At 74.0% G+C, this 9,679-nt stretch carries 11 protein-coding genes; 9 read left to right on the top strand and 2 right to left on the bottom strand.

Annotated features, from left to right (window positions below):
- Positions 1-216: 216 nt before the first annotated feature.
- From GV126_RS00875 to GV126_RS00835, 9 genes are all read left to right on the top strand, one after another.
- Complete coding sequence (locus GV126_RS00875) at positions 217-651, top strand: roadblock/LC7 domain-containing protein (RefSeq protein WP_159661983.1); 435 nt, start codon at positions 217-219, stop codon at positions 649-651.
- Positions 648-1,022: a DUF742 domain-containing protein gene (locus tag GV126_RS00870; RefSeq protein WP_159661982.1), complete on the top strand. Its 375-nt coding sequence runs from the start codon at positions 648-650 to the stop codon at positions 1,020-1,022. Before GV126_RS00875 ends, GV126_RS00870 begins: the two co-directional genes overlap by 4 nt.
- Positions 1,000-1,632, top strand: coding sequence for a GTP-binding protein (locus GV126_RS00865; RefSeq protein ID WP_159661981.1), 633 nt, complete (start codon positions 1,000-1,002; stop codon positions 1,630-1,632). The genes GV126_RS00870 and GV126_RS00865 overlap by 23 nt, the downstream gene beginning before the upstream one ends.
- On the top strand, positions 1,629-2,231 hold the full coding sequence (locus GV126_RS00860) for a GAF domain-containing protein (protein WP_159661980.1): 603 nt from the start codon (positions 1,629-1,631) through the stop codon (positions 2,229-2,231). The genes GV126_RS00865 and GV126_RS00860 overlap by 4 nt, the downstream gene beginning before the upstream one ends.
- A gap of 207 nt (positions 2,232-2,438) precedes the next feature.
- Positions 2,439-3,467: an L-threonine 3-dehydrogenase gene (gene tdh / locus GV126_RS00855; protein ID WP_159661979.1), complete on the top strand. Its 1,029-nt coding sequence runs from the start codon at positions 2,439-2,441 to the stop codon at positions 3,465-3,467.
- A gap of 83 nt (positions 3,468-3,550) precedes the next feature.
- Entirely contained in the window at positions 3,551-4,744 is a 1,194-nt protein-coding gene (locus GV126_RS00850; protein ID WP_159661978.1) for a glycine C-acetyltransferase, read from the top strand.
- Positions 4,745-4,798: 54 nt separating this feature from the next.
- Complete coding sequence (locus GV126_RS00845) at positions 4,799-5,701, top strand: LysR family transcriptional regulator (protein WP_159661977.1); 903 nt, start codon at positions 4,799-4,801, stop codon at positions 5,699-5,701.
- Positions 5,702-5,897: 196 nt separating this feature from the next.
- Positions 5,898-6,257, top strand: coding sequence for an MmcQ/YjbR family DNA-binding protein (locus tag GV126_RS00840; RefSeq protein WP_159661976.1), 360 nt, complete (start codon positions 5,898-5,900; stop codon positions 6,255-6,257).
- 359 nt (positions 6,258-6,616) lie between these two features.
- Positions 6,617-7,891 (top strand): MFS transporter, encoded by a 1,275-nt coding sequence (locus GV126_RS00835; protein ID WP_159673155.1) that lies wholly within the window; start codon positions 6,617-6,619, stop codon positions 7,889-7,891.
- Here GV126_RS00835 and GV126_RS00830 read toward each other — a convergent pair.
- Both GV126_RS00830 and GV126_RS00825 read right to left on the bottom strand, forming a co-directional pair.
- Positions 7,856-8,770, bottom strand: coding sequence for a transketolase family protein (locus GV126_RS00830; RefSeq protein ID WP_159661975.1), 915 nt, complete (start codon positions 8,768-8,770; stop codon positions 7,856-7,858). The two genes, GV126_RS00835 and GV126_RS00830, sit on opposite strands and share 36 nt — an antisense overlap.
- Before the next feature lie 71 nt (positions 8,771-8,841).
- A complete protein-coding gene (locus GV126_RS00825; RefSeq protein WP_159661974.1) occupies positions 8,842-9,549 on the bottom strand; it encodes a thiamine pyrophosphate-binding protein in 708 nt (235 codons plus the stop codon).
- Positions 9,550-9,679: the final 130 nt, after the last annotated feature.

The following is a 9,679-nucleotide window of genomic DNA, read 5'->3' as shown; positions in this document are numbered from 1 at the left end:
GTGCGGGTCACCGGCGACGACACCGCGGCCGTCTACCGCCGGGCCCCCGGCCCGGCCCTCCCGGCGCGCCCCCGCGGGCACCCCATCCCCCCCCCGCCCGCGGCCTACCCCCGGGGCCACCCCCCCTCTGCCCACCCCCGCCGCGCCCTCCGGCCACGACGGGAGCGCGCCGACCGGATGACCACTGACCCTCGTATCCCAAGGAGTCGATCCACCATGGCGAGCGATGCGCCGACCAGCCGCGTTTCCGACCTCGACTGGCTGATGAGCGGCCTCGTGCAGCGCGTGCCGCACACCACCAGCGCGGTCCTGCTGTCCTGCGACGGGCTGGTGAAGTCCGTCCACGGCCTCGACCCCGACAGCGCCGACCACATGGCCGCCCTCGCCTCCGGCCTGTACTCCCTCGGCCGCAGCGCCGGCGTCCGCTTCGGGGACGGCGGCGACGTACGGCAGGTCGTCGTCGAACTCGACTCGACCCTGCTGTTCGTCACCACCGCCGGCTCCGGCACCTGCCTCGCCGTGCTCGCCGGACGTGAGGCCGACGCGGCCGTGCTGGGCTACGAGATGGCGATGCTCGTCAAGAGCGTGCGCCCCTATCTCGTGACCGCACCCCGCCAGCACACCGTCGAACCCCCGGCGCTGCGGCCTTGAGCGCGGCCGTGGCCGGCGACGGGCCCTGGCTCGACGACGCGGCCGGACGGCTGGTGCGCCCCTTCACGGTCAGCGACGGCCGCACCCGGCCGAGCATCGCGCTCGACCTCATGTCACTGGTGAGGGCGACCGGCGTGACCCCCCTGGGCTACCTCGGCCCCGAGCACGGCCAGGCACTCGACCTGTGCCGCGCCCCCGTCTCGGTGGCCGAGGTCGCCGCCCACCTGAGGCTGCCGGCGGTGGTGGCCAAGGTGCTGCTGGCCGACCTCGTCGACTGCGGGGCGCTGACCACCAAACCTCCCGCGTACCACCACCCCACCGACCGGGCTCTTCTGGAGGCAGTGCTCGATGGACTACGACGACAGCTCTGACTACGGCAGCGGCCCCGACGGCCCCTCCGATCCCTTCCCGACCGCCCTGAAGATCCTGATCGCGGGCGGGTTCGGCGTGGGCAAGACGACCTTCGTCGGCGCCGTCAGCGAGATCGCGCCGCTCAGCACCGAGGAGCTGCTGACCACCGTCAGCGAGGGCACGGACCACCTCGACGGCGTCGAGAACAAGGTCGAGACGACGGTCGCCATGGACTTCGGCCGCATCACCCTCGACGCGCAGCACGTGCTCTACCTGTTCGGCACGCCCGGGCAGGAGCGGTTCTGGTTCATGTGGGACGAGCTGTCCGAGGGGGCGCTCGGCGCGGTGATCCTCGCCGACACCCGCCGTCTGCAGGAGTGCTTCGCCGCCGTCGACTTCTTCGAACAGCGCGGCCTGGCCTTCATCGTCGCCCTCAACGAGTTCGACGGCGCCTACCGCTACGACCCCGAGGAGGTCCGCGTCGCCCTCGACCTCGACCCCCGGATCCCCGTGGTCCGCTGCGACGCCCGCATCTCCAGCTCCGGCGTCCAGACCCTGCTGACCCTCGTGAGGCACCTCATCGCCCACGCGCCCGCGCCCGCCCGGCACGGCGCCGGAGCCCGGCCATGAGCTACGACCCGCCGCGCCCGGCCGGTCGCCTGCTGCTCACCCCAGAGGACCGGGAGGCCCCCGCCCGCGCCCTGCGGCTGCGCGGGCTCGGCCTGGGCGAGCGCGCCGAGCCCGCCCTCGACGCGTTCGCCGACCACCTCGCCGCGCGCACGCGGGCCCCGTACGCGATGGTCAACTTCCCCGGCGAGCGGGGACAGTTCTTCGCCGGACTGCACCGGCCGGAACGGGACGTGCTGAACGTCGACACACCCGGCCCCGGCACGCCCGCAGGTGGCGACGGCCGCCCGGGGACCCGGCGCGAACTGGGCCGCCACCTCGCCCGCGACCACGGCTTCTGCCCCCATGTGGTGGCCCGGCGCAAGGCGCTGGTGCTGGAGGACGTCCGCGACTACCCGAGGTTCGCGGGCAACGCGGTGGTCGACGAGTTCGGCATCCGCTCCTACCTCGGCGCGCCGCTCATCGACACCACCGGGATGGTGCTGGGCACGGTGTCCGTCGTCGACGTCGCGCCGCGGCCCTGGGGCCGGGACGGGCTGGACACCATCAAGGCGGCCGCCGCCGACCTGACCCGGCGACTCGAACGCTGGCCGGGCACGTGAAAGGCGACGGCACGGGAAAGCCGCGGCACGAGAAAGACGCGGCACGCCACGTGAAGCAAAGCTGTGCCCGCGCTTAAGAAAACCTCGATGGACCTGGGCGGCCGCCGTAGGGCAGATTGCTGTGCGATTCCACTCCTCTCCCCGGACACGGGTCCTTTTCGGCGTGCCCGAAAACCCGCCGGGGCCGAAAGCACAGGAGCCGTAGCGTTGAAGGCGCTGGTCAAGGAGAAGGCGGAGCCCGGGCTGTGGCTGGCCGACGTGCCCGAGCCGACCGTCGGACCCGGTGACGTACTGATCAAGGTGGCACGGACCGGTATCTGCGGCACCGACCTGCACATCCGGGCCTGGGACGGCTGGGCCCGGCAGACGATCCGCACCCCGCTCGTGGTCGGCCACGAGTTCGTCGGCGAGGTCGTCGAGGTCGGCCGCGACGTCACCGACGTCACCTGCGGCGACCTGGTCAGCGGCGAGGGCCACCTGGTGTGCGGCAAGTGCCGCAACTGCCTGGCCGGCCGCCGCCACCTGTGCCGGGCCACCGTCGGCCTGGGCGTCGGCCGCGACGGCGCGTTCGCCGAGTACGTCGCCCTGCCCGCCACCAACGTGTGGGTGCACCGCGTCCCCGTCGACCTCGACGTCGCCGCGATCTTCGACCCGTTCGGCAACGCCGTGCACACCGCGCTGTCCTTCCCGCTGGTCGGCGAGGACGTCCTGATCACCGGCGCGGGCCCGATCGGCCTGATGGCGGCGGCCGTCGCCCGGCACGCCGGCGCGCGCAACGTCGTCATCACCGACGTCAGCGAGGAACGCCTCGAACTGGCCCGCAAGATCGGCGTGAGCCTCGCCCTGAACGTCGCCGAGTCCACCATCGCCGAGGGCCAGCGCGCACTCGGCCTGCGCGAGGGCTTCGACATCGGCCTGGAGATGTCCGGCCGGCCCGAGGCCATGCGCGACATGATCGCCAACATGACGCACGGCGGCCGGATCGCCATGCTGGGCCTGCCCGCCGAGGAGTTCCCGGTCGACTGGGCCCGCATCGTCACCTCGATGCTCACCGTCAAGGGCATCTACGGCCGCGAGATGTTCGAGACCTGGTACGCGATGTCGGTGCTCCTGGAGGGCGGCCTGGACCTCGCCCCGGTGATCACCGGCCGGTACGGCTACCGCGACTTCGAGGCGGCGTTCGCGGACGCCGCCAGTGGCAAGGGCGGCAAGGTCATCCTCGACTGGACCGCCTGACCGCGCTCTCCTCTCCCGAGCCTCCTCCCCGTCTCCTCGGAGTCTCCTCCCCGCCTCCTCCAGCACCCTCAAGGAGCCCTCTGATGTTCACCTCCGTGCGCGACGACCTGCGCGCCACCCTCGACGAGATCCGCGCCGCCGGGCTGCACAAGCCCGAGCGGGTCATCGGCACCCCGCAGTCCGCGACCGTCCAGGTCACCGCCGGCGGCCGCCCCGGCGAGGTGCTCAACTTCTGCGCCAACAACTACCTGGGCCTGGCCGACCACCCCGAGGTGATCGCCGCCGCCCACGAGGCCCTGGACCGCTGGGGCTACGGCATGGCCTCCGTGCGGTTCATCTGCGGCACGCAGGAGGTGCACAAGGAGCTGGAGGCCCGGCTGTCGGCGTTCCTCGGCCAGGAGGACACCATCCTGTACTCCTCCTGCTTCGACGCCAACGGCGGCGTGTTCGAGACCCTGCTCGACGCCGAGGACGCCGTCATCTCCGACGCCCTCAACCACGCCTCCATCATCGACGGCATCCGCCTGTCCAAGGCCCGCCGCTACCGCTACGCCAACCGTGACCTGGCGGACCTGGAGGCCAAGCTGAAGGAGGCCTCCGACGCCCGGCGCCGGCTGATCGTCACCGACGGCGTGTTCTCCATGGACGGCTACGTCGCCCCGCTGCGCGAGATCTGCGACCTGGCCGACCGCTACGACGCGATGGTCATGGTCGACGACTCCCACGCCGTCGGCTTCGTCGGCCCCGGCGGGCGCGGCACCCCCGAGCTGCACGGCGTCATGGACCGCGTGGACATCGTCACGGGCACCCTCGGCAAGGCCCTCGGCGGCGCTTCCGGCGGCTACGTCGCCGCCCGCGCCGAGATCGTCGCCCTGCTGCGCCAGCGCTCCCGGCCGTACCTGTTCTCCAACACCCTCGCCCCGGTGATCGCCGCCGCCTCCCTGAAGGTGCTGGACCTGCTGGAGTCGGCGGGCGACCTGCGGGAGAAGCTCGCCGCGAACACCGCCCTGTTCCGCCGCCGCATGACCGAGGAGGGCTTCGACATCCTCCCCGGCGACCACCCGATCGCGCCGGTGATGATCGGCGACGCGGCGCGGGCGGGCCGCATGGCCGAGCTGCTGCTGGAGCGCGGCGTGTACGTGATCGGCTTCTCCTACCCGGTGGTGCCGCAGGGCCAGGCCCGCATCCGCGTGCAGCTGTCGGCCGCGCACTCCACCGACGACGTGCACCGCGCGGTGGACGCCTTCGTCGCCGCCCGCGCGGAACTGGCGGCCTGACCGGCGCGAACCCTCCGGGAAAGGCCCCGGGGCACGCCCTGGGATAATGACGCAATGATCGAAGCGCGGCGGCTCCACATCCTCCGTGCGGTGGCCGACCACCGCACGGTCACCGCGGCGGCCGCCGCGCTCTACCTCACCCCCTCCGCCGTCTCCCAGCAGCTGACCGCGCTGGAGCAGGAGACCGGCCACCGCCTGGTCGAGCGCGGCGCCAAGGGCGTACGGCTGACCCCGGCCGGGGAGATCCTGCTCAACCACACCAACGCGGTCCTGGCCCAGTTGGAGCGGGCCGAGGCCGAGCTGGCGGCGTACGGTTCGGGACAGGCCGGCACGGTGACGGTCGCCGCGTTCGCCACCGGCATCGCCGAGGTGGTCGCGCCCGCCGTGGCCCGCCTGTCCCGAACGGCACCGGGCATCCGCATCCGCGTCCAGGACGCCGAGGGCGACGCCAGCCTGCCGATGGTGCTCGACCGGCAGGTCGATGTGGCGGTGGCCGTGGAGTACCGGGGCGCGCCGCCGGCCGACGATCCGCGCCTGACCCACGTCCCGCTGTACGCCGAGCCCTTCGACGCGGTGGTCCCCGTCACCCACCGCATGGCGGACGCCGCCGAGGTCCCGCTCGCCGAACTGGCCAAGGACCCCTGGATCGGCCCCTACCCCGGCAATCCGTGCCACGACGTGGTCGTCCTGGCCTGCGAGAGCGCCGGGTTCCAGCCCCGTCTGGAACACTCCTCGGACGACTTCCGCGCGGTGGTCGCCCTCGCCTCGGCCGACGCGGGCGTGGCGCTGGTGCCGCGCTCGGCGCTGCGCGGCATGGACCTCACGGGCGTGGTCGTGCGCCCCGTCGACGGTGTCGCGCCCACGCGCCGGGTCTTCGCCGCGGTGCGCCGGGGCGCCGAGGAACATCCGCTGATCCGCCCGGTGCTGGAGGCGCTGGGGGAGGCGGCGCGGGGGTAGTCCGCGCCCACGAACGTGTGTGCGGGCGGAGCCGTCCGTGCCGGGCGGATCGTGCGCGTGAGCCGGTTGCCCCCACGGGGCGGATCGTCGGCGTCGTCCGGTCGTCCTTCGCCCGGCCGTCCGGTCGTCCGGTCCGTCCATGCCAGGCGGTCGATCGCAGGCCCGGTTGTCAGTGGGAGCGGCTAGCGTGCGATGCATGCCGGACGCCGAAGACGTACGCCGTGTCGCGCTGTCCCTGCCGGACACCGCGGAGAAGATCGCCTGGAGCATGCCCACCTTCCGGGTGGCGGGGAAGATGTTCGCCACCCTGCCGGAGGACGAGTCCTCCATGGCCGTGCGCTGCCCGAAGGAAGAGCGCGACGAACTGGTGCTCGCGGAGCCGGAGAAGTTCTGGATCGCCGCTCACGAGGCACAGTTCGCCTGGATCCGGGTCCGGCTGGCCGCGCTGGAGGACGAGCAGGAACTGCGTGACGTCCTCGCCGACTCCTGGCGCCAGGCCGCCCCGTCCCGGCTGCTGGAGGCCCACCCGGAGCTGGGACTGCCCACCGCCCGCTGAACCACCCCCTGCCGGCTGCCCGGGGAAATCCCTCGGGCGTTGTCAGTGGGCCGTGGCATGATCCGGGGGCGTGGGAGCGGCCGGAGCGGAGGGGATTCCGGCCGCCGCGCGGTCGGGCACGGTGGGGACCGGTCCGGGAGGGGAGCGTCGAGCAGATGGCCGGGACGTCGTCGCAGCCGTCGCCGGGGGAGGCGGCGCCGGAACCGCAGGGCGGCGCGCCCGCACACGGGCTCACCCCGCGCGAAGGACCCGCCGCCGGGGCCGGGACGCGGGCGCGAGCCGCCGAGCGGTCCGGGAGCCGCGGCCGGGGCGCGAGCCTCGGCCGGGCACCCGCCGACCTGTCCGGGGCGGCGGCCGGGATGCGGCCGCCGTCCGTCTGGTCGCGCGACTTCGCCCTGTTCTTCGTGGCCCGGGCCGTCGCCCGGCTCGGTGACACGATGCTGCCCGTGGCGCTCGCCGCGGGCCTGCTGCAGCACGGCTACGGCGCGGGCGCGGTCGGTCTGGCCATGGCGTCCACGGCCGCCGCCTTCGCCGGACTCGTGGTCTTCGGCGGGGTCATCGCCGACCGCTTCTCCCCCCGCAAGCTGATGATCGGCGCCGACCTGGTGCGGCTCGGCACCCCGGCCCTGGCCGCGGTGCTGTTCTACTCCGGGCACGTGGTGCTGTGGCAGATCTGCGCGATCGGCTTCGCCAACGGCGTGGCGGGCGCGGTGTTCCAGCCCGGCGTCGCCAGCACGGTGCCCCGGCTCGCCGCCGCCGTCCAGGCGGCCAACGGCGCGATACGGATCGCGGAGTCCTCGGCCCAGCTCGCGGGCCCCGCCGTCGCCGGCCTGCTCGTCGGCTTCGCCCCGCCCGGCGGAGTCTTCGCGGCGCACGCCGCCACCTACGCCCTCAGCGCCCTGTGCCTGCTGCTGCCCCGCCTGCCGCCGCTGTCGCCGGGCGGCTCGCCGGCCGCTCACGCCGCGGGCCACGCCCCGGGCACCTTCAAGGCCGATCTGGTCGAAGGATGGTGGGAGTTCCGGTCACGGACCTGGCTGTGGGGCGTCATCGCCGTGTGGTGCCTGTACATGATCGCGGTGTGGGGGCCCACCGTCCCGCTGGTGGCCACGGAAGTGGTCCAGCAGCACGGCCCGCGCGCCTACGGCCTGGTCAACTCCGCGCTCGGCGCGGGCACCGTCGTCGGCGGCTTCCTCGCCCTGCGGCTGCGACCCCGGCGGATGCTGCGCGCCGGCGCGCTCGCCCTGTTCGCCTTCGTCTCGTTCCCGGCCACCGTCGGGGCCGGCCTCGGCGTGTGGGCCATGGCCGCGGGCGCCGTCGTCGCCGGCGCGGGGCAGGCCTTCTGGGGCGTGATGTGGGCGACCACCGTCCAGACCCAGGTCCCGCCGGACGTCCTCAACCGCATCCACGCCTACGACGTGGCGGGCTCCCTCGCCATGATGCCCGTCGGCCAGGCCCTCGCCGGGCCCTCGGCCGCGCTGCTCGGCGCGGGCCACGTGCTGCTGGTGTCCGCGGCGATCAGCCTGGTGGTGCCGGCCGCGCTGCTCGCCGTCCCCGCGATACGCGGTCTGGTGCGGGCCGATGCGACGAGCACCTTGCGCTCAGGACCCCGCGGCGGCCTGCCCGAAGAAGCCTGAGATCCGCTCCCGCAGCGACCGGGCGTCCAGTCCGTGGGCGGCGGTGTGCTGCTCCACGCGCCCGTAGCGCCGCAGCTCCGCACGGCCCACGCCGAGGCCGAGCACACGGTACGGGACGTCCACGAGCGCCTCGCCTGCCGCCGCCGTCGACGTGCCCGCCAGATACGGCTCGACCAGGACGACGTCGGTCCCGGCCGCCCGGGTGGCCCGGCGCAGCGCGTCCGCGTCGAAGGGCCGTACGGTCGTCGCGTACAGCACGGTGGCGTCCAGGCCCTCGGTGGCCTCCAGCACCGCGTCGAGCACGGGGCCGACGGCGACCACGACGCCCGAGCGGCCCTCGCGCACCGTCACGAACCGCTCGCCGTCGACCGGACGCGCCTGCGCGTTGGACTGCACGGACAGCCGCACGTACACCTTGTCGTCGCCCGCGGCGACGGCGTGCCGCAGCAGCGTCTCGGCCTCGTCCGGATGCCCGGGCACGTGCACGGTCCAGCCGTCCAGGGTGTCGAGCAGCGCCACGTCGCCGGGCGCCATGTGGGTGTAGCCGCCGGCCGGCCAGTCGTAGGAGGCGGCGGCGCTCACCAGCACCGCGCCCACGTCCTGGTGCCCGAGGTCGAGTTTGACCTGCTCGAAGGGGCGCTCGACGAGGAAGCTGGCGAAGGTGTGCACCACGGGCCGCAGCCCGGTCAGCGCCAGCCCCGCGGCGGCGCCGACCAGGAGCTGTTCACGGATGCCGACGTTGATCACCCGGTCGGGATGCCGGCGCCGGGCCTCGGCGAAGCCGTCCTTGCCGATCTCGGCGAGGACGACCGCGACCCGCGGGTCCTCGTCGAGCAACCGGGAGACGACGGGAGCGAAACGGTCACGCATGGTGTCCATCGAAGGACCTTTCCTCTCGGGGGAGACCCCTCGCGCGGAGACAGCGGGGATCTCGGGCAGACAGCGGGGACTCAGGCGTTCTTCGGCTCGACCCGGGCCACGACCACGTGCGGGCGGCCCGGGTGCGGGGCGGTGAACGCGGCGTACAGCGCCTCGTGGTCGCGGCCGTCCACGGTCACCGCCGACCAGCCGGCGGCCTCGAAGCGGGCCGCGATCCCGCCGGGGCGGGCGTGGCTGGCGGAGGCGTTGTCGATGACGACGGTGTGCAGTCGCTCCAGCCCGGCGGGCCCGGCGAACGCGATCGCCTCGTGGTTGCTGCCCTCGTCCAGCTCGGCGTCGCCGATCAGCACCCACACCCGGGGGCGGTCCAGGCCCTGGGCGCGCAGCCCGAGGGCCGTGCCCACCGCGATGGGCAGCCCGTGGCCCAGGGAGCCGCTGCCGATCTCGGCACCCGGGACCAGCGTGCGGTCGGGGTGGTGGCCGAGCGGGGAGTCGTAGGCGCCGAAGTCCGGCAGCCAGTCCACCGGTACGAAGCCCTTCGCGGCGAGCACCGCGTAATAGGCCATCGGCCCGTGCCCCTTGGACAGCAGGAACCGGTCCCGCTGCGGATCGTCCCGCCGCTCGGGATCGACGCGCAGCACCCGGTCGTAGAGCACCCAGAGCACGTCCAGCGTGGACGTGGCGGCCGGGCCGTGCTTCTCGTCGCCGGTCATGAGCCCCATCAGCCGGGGCAGGTCGGCGTACCCGTGCGTACGCCTCGGTTCGTCGGTGATCGTCATGCCGACGATCGTGCGACCTCAAGCGAACTTGAGGTCAAGTGCGTTCCTCCGGCGCGGCCTCCGACGGACCCGGCGCGGCCCCGGACGGAAAGGGGTGCGCGACCACCGAGCCGAGTGCGGTATGGTTTTC

The organism is Streptomyces mexicanus, from assembly GCF_902506575.1.
GTDB classification, from domain to species: Bacteria; Actinomycetota; Actinomycetes; order Streptomycetales; family Streptomycetaceae; genus Streptomyces; species Streptomyces mexicanus.
Note: the sequence above shows the minus strand (reverse complement) of the source record. Positions and strands in the feature narration are given on the sequence as shown.

Bases quoted from the DNA above. Each gene is read 5' to 3' on its own strand.
- GV126_RS00875 (WP_159661983.1), top strand. From the start codon at position 217: ATGGCGAGCGATGCGCCGACCAGCCGCGTTTCCGACCTCGACTGGCTG.
- GV126_RS00865 (WP_159661981.1), top strand. From the start codon at position 1,000: ATGGACTACGACGACAGCTCTGACTACGGCAGCGGCCCCGACGGCCCC.
- GV126_RS00860 (WP_159661980.1), top strand. From the start codon at position 1,629: ATGAGCTACGACCCGCCGCGCCCGGCCGGTCGCCTGCTGCTCACCCCA.
- GV126_RS00850 (WP_159661978.1), top strand. From the start codon at position 3,551: ATGTTCACCTCCGTGCGCGACGACCTGCGCGCCACCCTCGACGAGATC.
- GV126_RS00845 (WP_159661977.1), top strand. From the start codon at position 4,799: ATGATCGAAGCGCGGCGGCTCCACATCCTCCGTGCGGTGGCCGACCAC.
- GV126_RS00840 (WP_159661976.1), top strand. From the start codon at position 5,898: ATGCCGGACGCCGAAGACGTACGCCGTGTCGCGCTGTCCCTGCCGGAC.
- GV126_RS00835 (WP_159673155.1), top strand. From the start codon at position 6,617: ATGCGGCCGCCGTCCGTCTGGTCGCGCGACTTCGCCCTGTTCTTCGTG.
- GV126_RS00830 (WP_159661975.1), bottom strand. From the start codon at position 8,770: ATGGACACCATGCGTGACCGTTTCGCTCCCGTCGTCTCCCGGTTGCTC.
- GV126_RS00825 (WP_159661974.1), bottom strand. From the start codon at position 9,549: ATGACGATCACCGACGAACCGAGGCGTACGCACGGGTACGCCGACCTG.